Annotated in this window: 19 protein-coding genes; 13 read left to right on the top strand and 6 right to left on the bottom strand. The window is 64.7% G+C overall.

Features of this window, described 5'->3' with window-relative positions; genetic code table 11:
* Window positions 1–39 precede the first annotated feature (39 nt).
* Window positions 40–510: a tRNA (uridine(34)/cytosine(34)/5-carboxymethylaminomethyluridine(34)-2'-O)-methyltransferase TrmL gene (gene trmL / locus QWL29_RS01115; protein ID WP_305821049.1), complete on the bottom strand. Its 471-nt coding sequence runs from the start codon at window positions 508–510 to the stop codon at window positions 40–42.
* A 14-nt stretch (window positions 511–524) separates the two neighbouring features.
* Complete coding sequence (locus QWL29_RS01110; RefSeq protein WP_305821048.1) at window positions 525–1,283, bottom strand: ComF family protein; 759 nt, start codon at window positions 1,281–1,283, stop codon at window positions 525–527.
* A gap of 63 nt (window positions 1,284–1,346) precedes the next feature.
* On the opposite strand from QWL29_RS01110, the gene QWL29_RS01105 reads away from it, so the two are divergent.
* From QWL29_RS01105 to QWL29_RS01075, 7 genes are all read left to right on the top strand, one after another.
* Window positions 1,347–2,264 (top strand): methyltransferase domain-containing protein, encoded by a 918-nt coding sequence (locus QWL29_RS01105; protein WP_305821047.1) that lies wholly within the window; start codon window positions 1,347–1,349, stop codon window positions 2,262–2,264.
* Window positions 2,265–2,626: 362 nt separating this feature from the next.
* Entirely contained in the window at window positions 2,627–3,817 is a 1,191-nt protein-coding gene (coxB, locus tag QWL29_RS01100; RefSeq protein ID WP_305821046.1) for a cytochrome c oxidase subunit II, read from the top strand.
* Between the two features lie 18 nt (window positions 3,818–3,835).
* Window positions 3,836–5,437 carry a cytochrome c oxidase subunit I gene (ctaD, locus tag QWL29_RS01095; protein WP_305821045.1) on the top strand — a complete coding sequence of 534 codons (1,602 nt, stop codon included), beginning with the start codon at window positions 3,836–3,838 and terminating at the stop codon, window positions 5,435–5,437.
* Complete coding sequence (locus QWL29_RS01090; RefSeq protein WP_305821044.1) at window positions 5,437–5,550, top strand: cytochrome oxidase small assembly protein; 114 nt, start codon at window positions 5,437–5,439, stop codon at window positions 5,548–5,550. Before ctaD ends, QWL29_RS01090 begins: the two co-directional genes overlap by 1 nt.
* Before the next feature lie 4 nt (window positions 5,551–5,554).
* Complete coding sequence (locus QWL29_RS01085; protein WP_305821043.1) at window positions 5,555–6,109, top strand: cytochrome c oxidase assembly protein; 555 nt, start codon at window positions 5,555–5,557, stop codon at window positions 6,107–6,109.
* A complete protein-coding gene (locus tag QWL29_RS01080; RefSeq protein ID WP_305821042.1) occupies window positions 6,106–6,309 on the top strand; it encodes a DUF2970 domain-containing protein in 204 nt (67 codons plus the stop codon). Before QWL29_RS01085 ends, QWL29_RS01080 begins: the two co-directional genes overlap by 4 nt.
* Before the next feature lie 92 nt (window positions 6,310–6,401).
* Window positions 6,402–7,259: a cytochrome c oxidase subunit 3 gene (locus tag QWL29_RS01075; RefSeq protein ID WP_305821041.1), complete on the top strand. Its 858-nt coding sequence runs from the start codon at window positions 6,402–6,404 to the stop codon at window positions 7,257–7,259.
* A gap of 59 nt (window positions 7,260–7,318) precedes the next feature.
* On the opposite strand, the gene QWL29_RS01070 is transcribed toward QWL29_RS01075, so the two are convergent.
* Window positions 7,319–7,519, bottom strand: coding sequence for a twin transmembrane helix small protein (locus QWL29_RS01070; RefSeq protein ID WP_305821040.1), 201 nt, complete (start codon window positions 7,517–7,519; stop codon window positions 7,319–7,321).
* Window positions 7,520–7,555: 36 nt separating this feature from the next.
* On the opposite strand from QWL29_RS01070, the gene QWL29_RS01065 reads away from it, so the two are divergent.
* Genes QWL29_RS01065 through QWL29_RS01040 form a run of 6 tightly spaced genes read left to right on the top strand, consistent with a single transcriptional unit; the run spans window position 7,556 to window position 12,646 of the window.
* The gene (locus QWL29_RS01065) at window positions 7,556–8,308 is read left to right on the top strand and encodes an SURF1 family protein (protein WP_305821039.1); all 753 of its coding nucleotides are present in this window, start codon (window positions 7,556–7,558) and stop codon (window positions 8,306–8,308) included.
* Window positions 8,286–8,906 (top strand): SCO family protein, encoded by a 621-nt coding sequence (locus tag QWL29_RS01060; protein WP_305821038.1) that lies wholly within the window; start codon window positions 8,286–8,288, stop codon window positions 8,904–8,906. The genes QWL29_RS01065 and QWL29_RS01060 overlap by 23 nt, the downstream gene beginning before the upstream one ends.
* Before the next feature lie 8 nt (window positions 8,907–8,914).
* Window positions 8,915–10,063 (top strand): COX15/CtaA family protein, encoded by a 1,149-nt coding sequence (locus tag QWL29_RS01055; RefSeq protein WP_305821037.1) that lies wholly within the window; start codon window positions 8,915–8,917, stop codon window positions 10,061–10,063.
* Entirely contained in the window at window positions 10,060–10,950 is an 891-nt protein-coding gene (gene cyoE / locus QWL29_RS01050; RefSeq protein WP_305821036.1) for a heme o synthase, read from the top strand. The genes QWL29_RS01055 and cyoE overlap by 4 nt, the downstream gene beginning before the upstream one ends.
* Window positions 10,951–10,952: 2 nt before the next feature.
* Window positions 10,953–11,537, top strand: coding sequence for an SCO family protein (locus tag QWL29_RS01045; RefSeq protein WP_305821035.1), 585 nt, complete (start codon window positions 10,953–10,955; stop codon window positions 11,535–11,537).
* 32 nt (window positions 11,538–11,569) lie between these two features.
* A complete protein-coding gene (locus tag QWL29_RS01040; protein ID WP_305821034.1) occupies window positions 11,570–12,646 on the top strand; it encodes an AI-2E family transporter in 1,077 nt (358 codons plus the stop codon).
* A gap of 13 nt (window positions 12,647–12,659) precedes the next feature.
* Here QWL29_RS01040 and QWL29_RS01035 read toward each other — a convergent pair whose 3' ends face one another.
* From QWL29_RS01035 to QWL29_RS01025, 3 genes are all read right to left on the bottom strand, one after another.
* Window positions 12,660–14,231, bottom strand: coding sequence for a hybrid sensor histidine kinase/response regulator (locus tag QWL29_RS01035; RefSeq protein WP_305821033.1), 1,572 nt, complete (start codon window positions 14,229–14,231; stop codon window positions 12,660–12,662).
* A complete protein-coding gene (locus QWL29_RS01030; RefSeq protein WP_305821032.1) occupies window positions 14,228–15,046 on the bottom strand; it encodes an alpha/beta fold hydrolase in 819 nt (272 codons plus the stop codon). Before QWL29_RS01030 ends, QWL29_RS01035 begins: the two co-directional genes overlap by 4 nt.
* 63 nt (window positions 15,047–15,109) lie before the next feature.
* Window positions 15,110–16,456, bottom strand: a complete 1,347-nt coding sequence (locus tag QWL29_RS01025; RefSeq protein ID WP_305821031.1) for a hemolysin family protein — start codon at window positions 16,454–16,456, stop codon at window positions 15,110–15,112.
* Window positions 16,457–16,459: the final 3 nt, after the last annotated feature.

The following is a 16,459-nucleotide window of genomic DNA, read 5'->3' as shown; positions in this document are numbered from 1 at the left end:
ATGGCGCCTTCGGGCGCCATTCCCGTTTTCTGGCCAGGTTTACATGCCGCCGGCGTAGCCGTTCTGGCGCCAGGCTTCGTACACCACCACCGCCACCGTATTCGACAGGTTCAGGCTGCGGTTGTCCGGCATCATCGGCAGGCGGATGCGCTGGGCGGGCGCGAAGCTTTCGCGCAGGGCCGGGTCGAGTCCGCGCGATTCGGCGCCGAACACGAACACGTCGCCCGGCTTGAAGTCCACCTTGGCAAACGGCGAGGAGCCGTGCGTGGTCATGGCGAACATGCGCGAAGGATCGGGCTGGGCGTTGGCCAGGAACGCTTCCCAGTTCTTGTGCACCTTCATGGTCGCGTAGTCGTGGTAATCGAGGCCGGCGCGGCGCATCTTGGCGTCGTCGAGCGGAAAGCCCAGTGGTTCGATCAGGTGCAGTTGCACGCCGGTGTTGGCGCACAGGCGGATGACGTTGCCCGTATTCGGCGGGATTTCGGGTTCGACCAATACAACGTGGAACAAGACCTTCTCCTTATTCAGTGTGGAGGCGTGCGTGCGAATACCAGGTTCGACACGCGCGCCGCGCCGGCCCGCTTCAGCGTGGCCGCGATTTCATTCAATGTGTGGCCGCTGGTCATGACGTCATCGACGACACCCACGTGGCGGCCCTGTATCCGTCCCAGCGCATCGTCCGCAACCTCGAAGGCGCCGCGGATATTGCCCGCGCGTTCGCTCGGCGCCACGCCGGACTGGGCGGCGGTGTCGATGGCTCGCACCAGCAGCCGCGGCTGCAAGGGCACGCCCAGCGCTGCGCTAAGCGGCCGGGCAATTTCCAGCGCCTGGTTGAAACCGCGCTCGACCAGGCGGCGCGGCCCCAGCGGCACCGGGCACAGCAGGTCGGGCAAGCGCCAGCCGGGCTGGGCCAGCACGGCGTCGACCATGCGCGCGGCGAACCAGGGTGCGAGCGGCAGCTGGGCGCCGAACTTCAGGCGCAGCACCAGGGAATCGAGCGGCGCGGCGTAATCGGCGGCGGCCACCGTGGCGTCGAAATACGGCGCCTCGGCGATGCAGCCGGCGCAGCGCTGGCCAGCCCCCTCATGGGCGCCGAGCGGATTGGCGCAGCAGGGGCAGCGCACGCCGCCCGGCGTCGCGTGATCCTGCCGGCAGGGCAGGCACACGACGGTGGCCGTCGTTTCGCCGCACAGCGCGCACGAGCAGGGCAGCAGCGCATCGGCCAGCGCAGCGGCAAAGGCGCGCGGCCAGCGGTAGCTCCACAGTGGCAGGCGCCCGGTCATCGGCTCGACTTCCCTACAAACATGTACACTCCCGCCATTATCTCATTTGAACGCAATAGAATCATGGCATCTCCCCAATCCCCGTCGAAAATGAGCGCGCCGATCGACCAGGAACGCGTGCGCGTCCTGTTCGCCGATCCGGCGCGTGTGGCGCCGGCCGACTTCCTGCGCCGCGAGATCGCCAGCCGCATGCACGAGCGCCTGTCGCTGGTGAAGATCGTGCCCCAGCGCGTGCTTGACGCCGGCTGCGGCACCGGGCCGGACCTGGCCACCTTGCAGAAAACCTGGCCGGCTGCCCACATCGTCGGGCTCGACGCCACGCCTGGCATGCTGGCGCAGGCGGGCACGCCGGCCCCGGCGCCGCGCTCGCTCGGTTCCATGCTCAGCCGTTTGATGCCGGCCAAGACCGGCGTCGACCTCGTTTGCGGCGATTTCGGCACCTTGCCGTTCGGCCCGAACTCGCTCGACCTGGTGTGGTCGAACCTGGCGCTGCACTGGCACCCCCAGCCGGACCGGGTGTTTGCCGAGTGGCGCCGCGTGCTGCGGGTCGAGGGCTTGCTGATGTTTTCCAATTTCGGGCCGGATACCTTCAAGGAGCTGCGTACGGCGTTTGCCGCGGTCGACGAAACGCCGCATACCTTGCCCTTCGTCGACATGCACGACTTCGGCGACCAGTTGGTGGAAGCCGGATTCTCGACGCCGGTGATGGATGTCGAGCGCATCACCGTGACGTACGGGACGGTCGAGGCGCTGCTGGCGGATGTGCGGGCGATTGGAGGGAATCCGCTGGCGACGCGGCGGCGCGGGCTGGTCGGACGCGCGGCCTGGGGGAGGATGGTGGCGGCGCTGGAGGCCCAGCGCGGGGCGGATGGCAAGATTCCGCTCAGCTTCGAGGTGATCTATGGCCATGCGTTCCGGCCGGTGCCGAAGACCACAGCGGCGGGTGAGGCGATCATCCAGTTCCGGCCGCGCCAGCCGTGACCTCGATTGATGCTCCCACGCATCACATGCATGCGGCATGGCAAGGATTTTCCTTGAATAAAAATTAGCGATTTGAGTATAATCAATAACTATTTTTTCGCTCCAGGCCCTGTATTCGCTGAAAAATGAGGCAGAAAAGCGCTGAAAATAGAACAATAAAAAGCAGCATCAGCAAGTTCCGCGCCCCACAGTGTGTTTTGCTTTGCTGGTGGCCGCGGTACGGTAATCGAACCTAGCGCGGCCACAGACCGCGTGCCGTCCGGGAGCCACTTGCTGCGCAAGGTTTCGGAGCGGCGGCGGTTCGTTCATGGAATTGCTGACCGTTTAAAAATATTCTTATTTTGGGTGGTTGGGGACAATTCATGACATATGCAAAGCGACTTCACGCCTTGATGCTGGGCCTCGCCGTATCGGCCAGCATCCCGGCACTGGCAGCCCAGGAGATAACCGGGCGGCCGGTGGAACACCAGTTGAACATGCAAACGCCCGTCACTGGTGTCGGTGCGGATATCTACAGCTTGCACAACTGGATGATGATCGTCTGCCTGGTCATCTTCGTCGCCGTCTTCGGCGTCATGTTCTATTCGGTGTTCAAGCACCGCAAGGCCCTCGGCCACAAACCCGCCACCTTCCACGAATCGACCACCGTCGAAATCGCCTGGACCATCGTTCCCTTCCTGATCGTCATCGGCATGGCGCTGCCCGCCACCAAGACCGTCATCGCGCTGAAGGACACCTCGAATGCCGACATCACCATCAAGGCCACCGGCATGCAGTGGAAATGGGGCTACGATTACCTGAACGGCGAAGGTCAGGGCATCAGCTTCCTGTCGAACCTGTCGACCCCGCGCAGCCAGATCGGCGAGCCGGGCGTGGCCCCCACCGCGGCGCGCGGCGAGAACTACCTGCTCGAAGTCGACAACGAAATGGTGGTCCCGGTCGGCAAGAAGATCCGCATGGTCTTCACCGCCAACGACGTCATCCACGCCTGGACCATCCCGGCATTCGCCATCAAGCAGGATGCGATTCCGGGTTTTGTCCGCGACGGCTGGTTCAAGGCCGACCAGGTCGGCGTCTACCGCGGCAACTGCGTCGAGCTGTGCGGCAAGGACCACGCCTTCATGCCGATCGTGGTGCGCGTCGTCTCCGCCGAGGATTACACTGCCTGGGTCGCCGGCGAAAAGAAACGCATGGCCGCGCTGGCCGACGATCCGACCAAGGTCTGGACCATCGACGAACTGAAAACCAAGGGTGAAACCGTGTACGCCGCCAACTGCGTCGCCTGCCACCAGGCCAACGGCAAGGGCTTGCCGAACGCCTTCCCGGCGCTCGACGGTTCGCCGGCCGTCACCGGCGCCAAGGACCACCAGATCGACGTGCTGCTGCACGGCCAGGACACCCCGGGCTTCCCGGGCGCCATGCCGCCCTGGCCGCAGCTGTCGGACACCGACATCGCCGCCGTCATCACCTATACCCGCAACACCTGGTCGAACAAGGCCGCGGAAAACATCGTTCAACCGGCCGAGGTTCTGGCTGCACGTAGCAAGCAATAAGTTTCCCAGGATACTGACATGACTACCAGCACTCTCGACCACGTTCACGACGACCACCACGGCCACGACCACGCGCACGACCACCCGCACGGCCTGCGGCGCTGGCTGTTCGCCACCAACCACAAGGACATCGGCACCCTGTATTTATGGTTCTCGTTCGTCATGCTGCTCTCGGGCGGCGTGCTGGCGCTGATGATCCGCACCGAGCTGTTCCAGCCCGGCCTGCAGTTCTTCCGCCCCGAGTTCTTCAACCAATTGACCACCATGCACGGCCTGGTGATGGTGTTCGGCGCGATCATGCCTGCCTTTGTCGGCTTCGCCAACTGGATGATCCCGCTGCAGGTGGGCGCATCCGACATGGCGTTTGCGCGCATGAACAACTTCTCGTTCTGGCTGCTGCCGCCGGCGGCGATTTTGCTGGCCGGCTCCTTCCTGGCGCCGGGCGGGGCGACTGCCGCCGGCTGGACCCTGTATGCGCCGCTGTCGACGCAGATGGGCCCGGGCATGGACATGGCGATCTTCGCCATGCACATCATGGGCGCTTCGTCGATCATGGGCTCGATTAACATCATCGTCACCATCCTCAACATGCGCGCGCCCGGCATGACGCTGATGAAGATGCCGATGTTCTGCTGGACCTGGCTGATCACCGCCTTCCTGCTGATCGCCGTGATGCCGGTGCTTGCCGGGGCGATTACCATGACCCTGACCGACCGCCACTTCGGCACCTCGTTCTTCAACGCGGCCGGCGGCGGCGACCCGGTGATGTACCAGCACATCTTCTGGTTCTTCGGCCACCCCGAGGTCTACATCATGATCCTGCCGGCCTTCGGCATCGTCTCGCAGATCATCCCGGCCTTTGCCCGCAAACCGCTGTTCGGCTATGCGTCGATGGTGTACGCCACGGCATCGATCGCGGTGCTGTCGTTCATCGTCTGGGCCCACCACATGTTCACCACCGGCATGCCGGTGACCTCGCAGCTGTTCTTCATGTACGCCACCATGCTGATCGCGGTGCCGACCGGCGTGAAGGTATTCAACTGGGTTGCCACCATGTGGCGCGGCTCGATGAGCTTCGAGACACCGATGCTGTTCGCGGTCGGCTTCATTTTTGTCTTCACCATGGGCGGCTTTACCGGCCTGATCCTGGCCGTCACGCCGATCGACATCCAGGTGCACGACACGTATTACGTGGTGGCCCACTTCCACTACGTGCTGGTGGCCGGTTCGCTGTTCGCGCTGTTTGCCGGCTTCTATTACTGGGCGCCGAAGTGGACCGGCCACATGTATCCGGAAGGCCGCGGCAAGATGCACTTCTGGCTGTCGCTGGTCAGCTTCAACATCACCTTCTTCCCGATGCACTTCCTGGGCCTGGCCGGCATGCCGCGCCGTTATGCCGACTACAACGGCGTGTTCACCGACTGGAACATGCTGGTGTCGATCGGCGCCTTTGGTTTCGGCCTGTCGCAGGTGTACTTCCTGTTCGCCGTCGTGCTGCCGACCATCCGCGGCGGCGCGAAAGCGGAAGCCAAGCCATGGGAAGGCGCGGAAGGCCTGGAGTGGACCGTGCCGAGCCCGGCGCCGTTCCACACCTTCGAAAACCCGCCGCTGGTGAAATGATGAATGCCCAACGCAAGCCACCGCACAAGGGAAACTTGCGCATCGCTTTGATCCTGGGAGCGATTGCCTTGTTCTTCTTCGCCTCGGTGATCCTCAAGCGGCTCTGGATGTAAGCCCATGGCCTACGACGACAGCACGCGCCTGCGCCTGAACCGCTCCACCTTCAAGAAACTGGTGGTGGTGGCGGTGGCGATGTTCGGCTTCGGCTATGCGCTGATTCCGGTGTACCGCCAGATCTGCGAGGTGCTGGGCGTGAACGTGCTGACGCAACAGGACGGCACCGTCGAACGCCCGGCGAACACGCAGGTGGACCTGACGCGCACGGTGACCATCGAACTCGACGGCAATGCCCAGGGGCCGTGGCGCTTCCGCCCTACCCAGCGCAGCATCCAGGTGCACCCGGGCGAGCTGGCGACCGTCACCTACGAGGTCGTGAACACGCAGGGCAGGGCGGTCAAGGCGCAGGCGATTCCGAGCTATGCGCCGCAATCGGCCACGCCGCATTTCAAGAAGGTCGAGTGCTTCTGCTTCCGCGAGCAGATGATGCAGCCGAATGAGGCGCGCCAGATGCCGGTGGTATTCTTCATCGACCCGGCGCTGCCGAAGGAAGTGAAGAACATCACGCTGTCGTACACCTTTTTTGAAATTGCCGGGGCGGTGGCGGCGAAATGAACAAGCAGCCCCAGCGCAAGTCCTCGTTCGGGGCCTCGATGAAGGCGGTGTTCTGGTCCTTCTTCGGGGTGCGCAAGCGCCGCGACTACGAGCATGATGCGGCCAATTTGAATCCCTTCCACGTGATTCTGGCGGCGCTGATCGGGGTGGCGATCTTCATCGGGGTACTGGTCATGGTGGTCCGATTTGCAGTGTCGTGAGGCGGCAGTCTCACAGTCCTGGCAATAATAAGTACAACCGTTTTTCAAGCTTCGTAATTCAACGTATTAGAAGAATGATTCAGGAGATGAAGATGAGTGTGTCAAAAACCGCGCCGCACTATTTCGTGCCCGGCCCTTCGATGTGGCCGATGGCCGGCGGCATTTCGATGCTGGTGACCATGGCCGGCGCTTCGGGCTGGGTCAACAGCGCCAGTTGGGGCCCGGCGGTGTGCCTGGCCGGCATCGTGGCGATGCTGGTCGTGCTGTACTTCTGGTTCGGCGACGCCATCGGCGAGTCGGAAGCGGGGCAATACAGCAAGAACATCGACAGCTCCTACCGCTGGTCGATGAGCTGGTTCATCTTCTCCGAGGTCATGTTCTTTGCCGCCTTCTTCGGCGCGCTGTTCTATGCCCGTGTGATTTCCATGCCCTGGCTGGCCGACCTCGACCACAAGATCCTGTGGCCGGACTTCGCTGCGCACTGGGGCAACATCGGCCCGGCCGGCACGGTGGACACCTTCAACACCATGGGGCCGTTCCCTATCCCGACCATCAACACCGCGCTGCTGCTGCTGTCGGGCGTGACGCTGACGATTTCGCACCACGCGCTGCGCGCCGGGCACCGCCGCAATACGGCCGTGTTCCTGTTCGCCACCATCCTGCTGGGTGCGATCTTCATGGGCTTCCAGGCCTACGAATACATCCACGCTTACCAGGAACTGAACCTCAAGCTGACCTCGGGCATCTACGGGTCGACTTTCTTCATGCTCACCGGGTTCCACGGCTTCCACGTGACCATGGGGGCGATCATGCTGTCGGTGGTGCTGTACCGCGTGCTGCGCGGGCACTTTACGGCGGATCACCACTTCGGCTTCGAGGGCGCGGCCTGGTACTGGCACTTCGTCGACGTGGTGTGGCTGGGGCTGTACGTCGTGATCTACTGGTTGTAAGGCTGGCTTGATTTTCAGGAAGCGGGGACAGTCGCCTGGGGTGGCTGTCCCCGTTCCGTTTAACGGATGCCGGTGGGGGCGATCCAGCCCATCTTGTAGGACGCGAGCAGGATCAGGAAGAGGGTGATCGACAGGCCGACCCGCATCGCCAGGGCCTGCACCGTGCGGTTGCTGCGGCCCTTGTCCTTCATGAGGAAGAACAGCGCCGAAGCGAGGCTGCCGATGATCAGGATGAAGGCGATGGCGATGAGGATTTTCATGGTCGGCGTGGCGCGTTCGGGAAGGAATTCATTGTAATGGGTTTGCGGTTCAGGTTTCGGGGGATTCCGTTTGTGGCGACCGTGGTTGTCGTGGGCGTGGGGATTGCGTTGGGGAATTGGCAGGTGCGGCGGGCGGGGGAGAAGGTTGCCATTGCAGCGCAGTTGCATGAGCGTGGGATGCAGGCGCCGATTGTTTTGGGGGGCGGTGGTGGTGTGCGGCAGGACGACCGCGTGGGCTCAAGAGCCCACCCTACGTATCGAAGAATTCAGGTGACGGGTGAATTTGTTCGAAGCTGGCCGGTTTTTCTCGATAACCGGCCACATGCGGGCAGGGCCGGGTTTTATCTGGCGATGCCGTTTAGAATAGCGGGCTCGGATCGCCACGTGCTGGTGCTGCGCGGGTGGTTGCCGCGCGATCCGCGCGAGTATGGGCGGCTGCCGGAATATGCCACGCCACAGGGCACGACGACCGTTGAAGGCGTCGTTGTCGACAAGGCGGGGCATGTGATGCAGCTGGGGACGGCCGCGGCCTTGAAGCCGGGGACGATTGTGCAGAATCTGGAAGTGATGGATGTGGCGCGGGCCAGCGGGCTGCGCCTGGAACCGTTCTTTGTGCAGCAGACCGGGCCGCAGGTGGCGGGCGACCCCATCGTGCGCGACTGGCCGGCGCCGGATACCGGCATCGACAAGCACCGCGGCTACGCCGTCCAGTGGTATGCGCTGGCGGCGATGGCGGCCTTATTTTTTGTGATCACAGGATTTCGCAGTGGAAGAAAACAAGTTGAGTGAGCGCGTGACGCAAGACGCCGGCCAGCGCCGCAGCGGCCGCTGGAAATTGTTTGCCGTGCTGCTGGTTTGCGCCGCGCCGCTGATCGCGTCTTACCTGAGCTATTACGTGATCAAGCCGGAAGGGCGCACCAATTACGGCACCCTGATCGACCAGCGCACCCACCCGATGCCGAAATTGAGCAGCACCACGTTGGACGGCCGACCGGAAACGCTGGAGAACTATGCCGGCAAATGGATCATGGTGAAGGTCGGCGGCGGCGCATGCGAGCAGGCGTGCCAGGACCAGCTGTATGCGATGCGCCAGCTGCGCACCATGCAGGGCAAGAACATGGACCGCGTCGAGCGCGTCTGGCTCGTCACCGACGCGCAGCCGATCGACACGGTGCTGATCCGCGTCTACGACGACATGCACATCCTGCGTGTGAAGCCGGAAGAGCTGAGCAAATGGCTGCCGGTCGACAAGGACGGCAAGCTGGAAGACCACCTCTTCCTGGTCGACCCGCGCAGCAACCTCATGATGCGTTTCCCGAAGAACCCCGAGCCGGCGCGCGTCCACAAGGACATTGCCAAGCTGTTGCGCGCCTCGGCCATCGGCTAGAAAGAAGTATGCACCCGTCTACCCTGTTCCAGTTGGCCGTAATTAGCCTGTTCGTTGCCAGCATCCCCCTGACCATGGTCTGGCTGTCGTCCGACGCCAACAAGTACCGCAAGCTGGTGTGGGTGATGGCCTTCCTCACCTTCGACCTGATCGTGTTCGGCGGCTTCACGCGCCTGACCGATTCCGGCCTGGGCTGCCCGGACTGGCCGGGCTGCTACGGCGCGGCGAATCCCTTCATCGCCCATGAACAGATTGCCGCTGCCGAGGCGCTGATGCCGACCGGTCCCGTGACGAAAGTGAAAGCCTGGATCGAGATGATCCACCGCTACCTGGCGATGGGCATCGGCGTCCTGATCATGGCGCTGATGTTCCAGTCGATTCGCCAGTGGCGCAAGACGAAGCTCGATGCTTTCAAGCCGGCCATGCCGGTGGCGCTGTTCCTGTTCGTCTGCGTGCAGGGCGCCTTTGGCGCCTGGACTGTGACGCTCAAGTTGCAGCCGGTGATCGTCACCATCCACCTGCTGCTGGGGATGGCGCTGCTGGCCATGCTGGTCTGGCTGGGCGGCAGGGAAGATTACTTGATGAAGCCACCGGCCCCAAGCCGCGATCACGTCAGGCTGCGCAACCTGCGCACGCTGGCCCTGGTTGCCGCCGCCGTGCTGGTCGTGCAGATCGCCCTCGGCGGGTGGGTGAGCACTAACTACGCCACCCTGGCCTGCGACGAATTCCCCCTGTGCGACGGCCAATTCATCCCCGAGATGGATTTCGAGCACGGCTTTACCCTGTGGCGCGAACTCGGCAAGACCGCCGCCGGCCACTATTTGCAATTCTCGGCCCTGGTGGCGATTCACTGGGTGCACCGCAATTTTGCCGTCGTCGTGACGGTCGTGTTAGGCCTGGCCGCCTGGCGCGCGATGCGCCAGCCGCAGCTGCGCAAGACCGGCAAACTGATCGCCGCCATCCTGCTTACACAATTGTTCACGGGTGTGGCCACGGTGTTCTTTGACTTCCCGTTGGCCATTGCCGTGTTGCATAACGCAGGGGCTGCTCTCCTCGTACTGACGGTGACCATGTTAAACTACAAGGTCAAGTACCTTCTCGAAGTGTCGCAGCGCACCCCCGCGAATGCGGACGCCCCTGCGAACTCGTATCGATGACCACCTCTACCGCTCTCCAACCGACCAGCCGTATCTCCCAGTACTGGACCCTGACCAAGCCACGGGTCTCGGTGCTTGCCGTCTTTTGCGCCGTGATCGGCATGTTCCTCGCCACCGACGGCTTCCCCGGCTGGCAAGTGCTGATCGCCGGCACCGCCGGCATCTGGCTGCTGGCCGCCGCCGCCTTTGCCGTGAACTGCCTGATCGAGGCCGGGATCGACGCGCGCATGGCCCGCACCGCACGCCGCGCCACCGCCCGCGGCGAACTCACACGCAACCAGACCCTGGTCTTCTCCGCCATCATCGGCGGCCTCGGCATGTGGATCCTGTATGCGCTGGTCAATCCGCTGACCATGTGGCTGACCTTCGTCACCTTTGTTGGCTACGCCGTCATCTACACCATCTACCTGAAGCCCGCCACGCCGCAGAACATCGTCATCGGCGGCCTGTCGGGCGCGATGCCGCCGGCGCTGGGCTGGGCGGCGGTCGCCAACGAGGTGCCGATGCAGGCCTGGCTGCTGGTGCTGATCATTTTCGTCTGGACCCCGCCGCACTTCTGGGCGCTGGCCATGTACCGGCGCGAGGATTACGCGCGCTCGGGCCTGCCGATGCTGCCGATCACCCACGGCATGGCCTACACCGGCCAGCAGGTGTGGCTGTATTCGCTGGCGCTGGCCGCGACGACGCTGCTGCCCTACGCGGTGCGCATGAGCGGCCTGATCTACCTGGTGGCGGCCGTCATCCTGAACGCCGAATTCCTGCGCCACGCCTGGCGCGTGCACAAGCACTACACCGACCAGGTCGCGCGCAAGGCCTTTGCCTGGTCGGTGTTGTACCTGTCGCTGCTGTTCGCGGCGCTGCTGGTCGACCATTACTTCAGGTTCTGACGATGAAAAAACTGCTGTCCCTGGCGCTGCTCGCTGGCGCGCTGTTGCTTGCCGGCTGCGACAAGCTGTCGTCGCCGCCGGCATTCAAGAACACCGACCTCACCGGTCTCGACTACGCCAAGGGTTTCTCGCTGACCGACCATACCGGCCAGGCGCGCACCCTGGCCGACTTCCGCGGCAAGCTGGTGGTGCTGTTCTTCGGCTATACGCAATGCCCGGACGTTTGCCCGACCACGATGGCCGAGATGGCCGCCGTGATGAAGGAGCTTGGACCGTCGTCGAACGACGTGCAGGTCTTGTTCGTCACGCTGGACCCCGAGCGCGACACCCAGGAAGTGCTGGCCCATTACGTGCCGGCCTTTGACAAGCGCTTTATCGGCCTGCGCGGCACGCCGGAGCAGACCGCGCAGACGGCCAAGGAATTCAAGGTCTTCGTCGCCAAGGTTGCAGGCAGCACGCCGGACAACTACACGGTCGACCACACGGCCGGCAGCTACGTGTTCGACAAGGAAGGCCGTATCCGCCTGTTCGTGCGCCACGGCGGCGGACCCGCTCCAATCGTCCACGATCTGCGCCAGCTGTTATGATCGTGTAAAGACGATCATCGAGCAGGGACGGCATGGAACCACGTTCAGGTAGAAACTACGCCCGCATCGCCACCGTCGTCCTGCTCACGCTGGGCTGCCTGTACGTCCTCAAGCCCTTCCTGCCGGCGATCCTGTTCGCGGCCGCCGTCGTCATTTCTTCCTGGCCCCTGTACCTGCGCCTGCTCACGGCCATGCACGGGCGGCGCACGCCGGCGGCGCTGACCATGACGCTGTCGCTGACCCTCCTGGTGATCATCCCGCTGGCGATCGTCGCCTACAACCTGGCCGACGACGTCGCCACCACCTTCGGCCAGATGCGCAACGCGCTGGAACACGGCGAGCTGCTGCCGCCGGCGTGGATCCGGGACATCCCTTTTCTGGGCGACACCATCGATACCTACTTGCGCGAGCTGGTCGCCAGCCGCGAGCAGATGCTGGCCCTGGCCCAGCGCATGATCGAGCCGGCGCGCCACTGGCTGCTGGCCGGCGGCCTGATGCTGGGCACCGGCGTCGTGCAGATGAGCCTGGCCGCATTCGTCAGCTTCTTCCTCTACCGCGACGGCAAGTCCCTGATCGCCGTGATCGGCGTCGCCATGGCCAAGGTGATGGGCGAGGGCGCCGAGTCGGTGTCCGACACCGTCAGCCAGACCACGCGCGGCGTGATGTACGGCCTGCTCGGCACGGCGCTGGCCCAGGGCCTGGTGGCCGCGATCGGCTTCTTCATCGCCGGGGTGCCGGCGGTGCCGCTGCTGTCGGTGCTGGTGTTCGTGCTGTCGCTGATCCCGGTCGGCCCGCCCATCGTCTGGGGCAGCGCGGCGCTCTGGCTGTTTTCCCAGGGCGAGACGGGGTGGGGCGTGTTCATGGTGATCTGGGGCACGGTCTTGATCAGCGGTGTCGACAACGTGGTGCGGCCGATGCTCATCAGCCGCGGGACCAGCCTGCCGTTCCTGCTCACCCTGCTGGGCGTGCTCGGCGGCGTGATTGCCTTCGGCTTCGTCGGCATGTTCATCGGGCCGGTGCTGCTGGCCGTGGGCTACTCGCTGATGAGCGAGTGGACCGGCACGCGCGATCCGATCGTGCGGGCCAACAATGAGCAGGTGGCGGATTAATCGATATCCGTGGTCAGATCGGGCGCTTGGGTTCGGCCAGCAGCGCGCGCAGGCGGTCGAAGTCGATCGGCTTGGTGAGGTGGTGGTCGAACCCGGCCTCGAAGGCCAGCTGGCGGTCGCTGGCCTGGCCCCAGCCGGTGGCAGCGATCAGCAGCATGTCTGCGCCTCCCGGCAGCAGGCGGATGCGGCGCGCCAGTTCATAGCCGGTCAGGTCCGGCAGGCCGATGTCGAGCAGCGCCACCTGCGGGCGGAAGGTCTCCAGCAGGTTCAAGGCCGCATGCGCCGTGTGCACGGTCTGCGGCGTGCAGCCGCTCATCGCGAGGAACATGGCCAGCATCTCGGCGGCGTCGACGTTGTCGTCCACCACCAGCACGTCCGTCGGCGCCACGCGGTCCTCGCCGCTCTCGGCGCCATCGGGCTTGCCCTGCACCGGCGCCAGCGGCAGGCGTACCGTAAAGGTGCTGCCCAGGCCTTCGCCGGCGCTCCAGGCTTCCACGCTGCCGCCGTGCAGGGCGACGATGCCGCGCACCAGGGCCAGGCCGATGCCCAGGCCGCCCTTGGCCCGCTGCAGCGCCGGTTCCAGCTGCGAGAACATGCCGAAGATCGTGCCCAGCGCGTGTTCGGGGATGCCGATGCCGTTGTCGCGCACGGCGATCACGGCCTGCTCGTCCTCGACGCGCAGGGTCAGCGACACGACGCCGCCGTTCGGCGTGTACTTGCAGGCGTTGGTCAGCAGGTTCACCAGCACCTGGCCCAGGCGGGTCGGGTCGGCGTCGACCACCACGCCCTGGGCCTCGATGTGCACGGTGAGGGTGTGCGAGGCCGCACGCATCATGGTGCCCACGTCTTCCACTGCCGCATGCACGACGTCGGCCAGCGCCACCGGCTCGCGCCGCAGCTCCATGCGGTTCTGGGTGATGCGCGACACTTCCATCAAATCGTCGACCAGGTGCGCCATGTGGCGCAGCTGGCGGTCGAACACGTCCAGCAGCTGGTTCTCGCGCGACGGGCGCGCCGGGTCGAGCTTGAGCACCTCGAGGGCGCTGCGCATCGGCGCCAGCGGGTTGCGCAGTTCGTGCGAGAGCGTGGCCAGGAACTCGTCCTTGCGGCGGTCGGCGTCCGACAGTTCTTCGTTCAGGCTGCGCAGCTGGGCTTCGGCTTCGAGGCGGGCGTCGAGGGCCTGCTCGGCGGTCTTGCGCGCAGCCAGCAGTTCGCGCTCGTAGGAACGGCGCTCGTTCATGCCCTGCAGCGACCATTCGTCGAGGATGCGCCCCGCCACGTTGCGGCGCACGATGTTGACCAGCACCGGCACCCGCTGGCCGCCGGCATCGCGGATTTCCATCTGCAGCTGGCCGACCGATCCCTGTACCTGCAGGATGGGCAGGCAGTGGGTCTGGTGGAAGATGCGGGCGCCAACCGGCAGCCGGTCCTGGATGCGCTGCCTGTTTACCAGCGCTGCCTGCGAGTAGCCCAGCCAGCGGCACAGGGTGGCGTTTGCGCGCAGGATCATGCCGGCGGCGTCGGTGACGAGCAGGCCGCAGGGCGCCTGCTGGTAAAGGGTGGCGTCGTCGGGCAGGCCGCTCAAGCGCGGGTCTCCGCTGCGCCGAGTGCATCGAGGAAGTCGAGGGCGGCGCGCGCGCTTGCTTCCGGCGCGCTCATGTGCGGGCAGTGGCCGATGTTGCGCACCACGTCCAGGCGGCTGCCCGGCATGTGGCGGTGCATGTAGTCGCCGACGTCGAGCGGGGCCAGGGCGTCGTCGCTGGCCTGGACGATCAGGGTCGGCACGCGCACGCGCGCCAGGTCGGCGCGGTGGTCGACCGTGAAGCCGACGCGGGCGAAATGGCGCGCGATGTCCGGGTCGTTGCGGCAGAACTTGCTGGTCAGTTCGGTGGTCAGCTGCGGCTGGTCCGGCGCGCCCATGATGACCGGCGCCACGCCGCTCGACCAGCCGAGGTAGTTGGCGTCCATGGTCTCGAGCAGCTCGTCGATGTCGCCGCGGGTGAAGCCGCCACGGTAATCGGTGTTGTTGATATAGCAGGGCGAGGGCGAGAGCATGATCTGCGCCAGGAAGCGCCCTGGCGCCTGGATGCCGGCCAGCATGCCGATCATGGTGCTGACCGAGTGGCCGACGAAGACCACCGGGCCGTCGGCGAATTCAGCGATGACTTCGAGCAGGTCGTCGACATGGCCTTGCAGGGTGTTGTACTTCGTGCGGTCGTAGGCCGACAAATCGCTGTTGCCGCTGCCGACCAGGTCGAAGGCGACGATGCGGTAGCGCTCCTCGAAGGCCGGAGACAGGAAGCGCCAGACCGTCTGGTCGCAGCCGAAACCGTGCAGGAAGACCACGGTGCGGGCGCCGTGGCCGGAAATCGTGACGTTGTTGCGCTGGCGGACACTCATGCGATGACTGGAAGGCGGAAACGGGCGGATGAGATCGATTATACCGGTGCGCGGCCCGTCCGCTTAAATGTGTTCGTCCTCGTCCTCGCCGCGCTCCAGGCGCGGGATCACTTTCACCAGCAGGATGCGCGGGCCGTTCGTCTTTTTTACCACCACGTCGAATTTCGGGAACTCGATGCGCTGGCCCTGTTTTGGAATATCGCCCAGCTTCGCCATCAAGAGGCCGCCCACGGATTCGACGTCGTCCAGGCCCATTTCCTCGTTGTCGATGTCGATGCCGAGCAGGCGTTCGAGCGAGTAGATCGGCAAACTCGCCTTGCCGATGTAGGTGCCGTCGGACTGCGGCAGCCAGTCGTTTTCGTTGAGGCGGAATTCGTCGCGGATTTCGCCGACCATCGCGCCCAGCAAATTATCGAGCGTGATGAAGCCGACCGGGCGCTTGCCTTTTTCGCCGATCAGGGCGAAGTGCGGGGCGCCGGTGCGGAAGCGGCGGAAGATGTCCTGCGCCGGCGTGCGCGCGGAAATCGTCTCGACCGGGCGCAGGTATTGCGACAGGTCGGCGATGTCCTTGCCCGACTGCTGGGCGAAGAACAAATCCTTCAGGTGGATCACGCCCAGCACCTCTTCGCCTTCCTCGTCGAAATAGGGATAGCGCGAAAAGCGGTTGCGGCGCACGGTGTCGAGGTTTTCCTCGATCGACACATCCTCGTGCAGGGCGATGACTTCGTTAATCGGTCGCATCAGGTCGGACACGGCCATTTCCGAGAATTCCAGCGACTGGGCCAGGATGTGGCGCTCGTCGTGGGTGAACTTTTCCTTGCCGGTGCTGGTGTTGGTGCGCAGGATCAGCTTCAGTTCCTCGGTCGAGTAATGCGTGTCGTGGTTGCCGGCGCCGGCCAGGCCGGCCACGCGCAGCACCATGTTGGCGCTGGCGTTGAGCACGAAGATGAAGGGGTACATGGCCCAGTAAAAGCCGTACAGCGGCAGGGCGCACCACAGGGCGACGGATTCGGGAATGCGGATCGCCAGCGATTTCGGCGCCAGTTCGCCGACCACGATGTGCAGGAAGGAAATCACGCTGAAGGCGACCACGAAGGAGACGCCGTGGATGATTTTCTCGGAGGTGACGCCGACCAGTGCGAACAGCGGTTCGAGCAGGCTGGCAAAGGCCGGCTCGCCGACCCAGCCCAGGCCGAGCGAGGCGAGGGTGATGCCGAGCTGGCAGGCCGACAGGTAGGCGTCGAGCTGGCCGTGGACTTTCGAGAGGATGCTGCCGCGCAGGCCGGTGGTCTTGGCAATTGCCCGTACGCGCGTCTTGCGCAGGGTGACGATGCCGAATTCCGCCGCCACGAAAAAGCCGTTCAATGCAACGAGAAACAATGCCAGAACGACAAATAAAATATTTTCCATATC

This window comes from Massilia brevitalea (assembly GCF_030711405.1).
GTDB lineage: Bacteria > Pseudomonadota > Gammaproteobacteria > Burkholderiales > Burkholderiaceae_D > Telluria > Telluria brevitalea.
The sequence above is the reverse complement of the archived record's forward strand: the minus strand, read 5'-3'. Positions and strand labels throughout refer to the sequence as shown.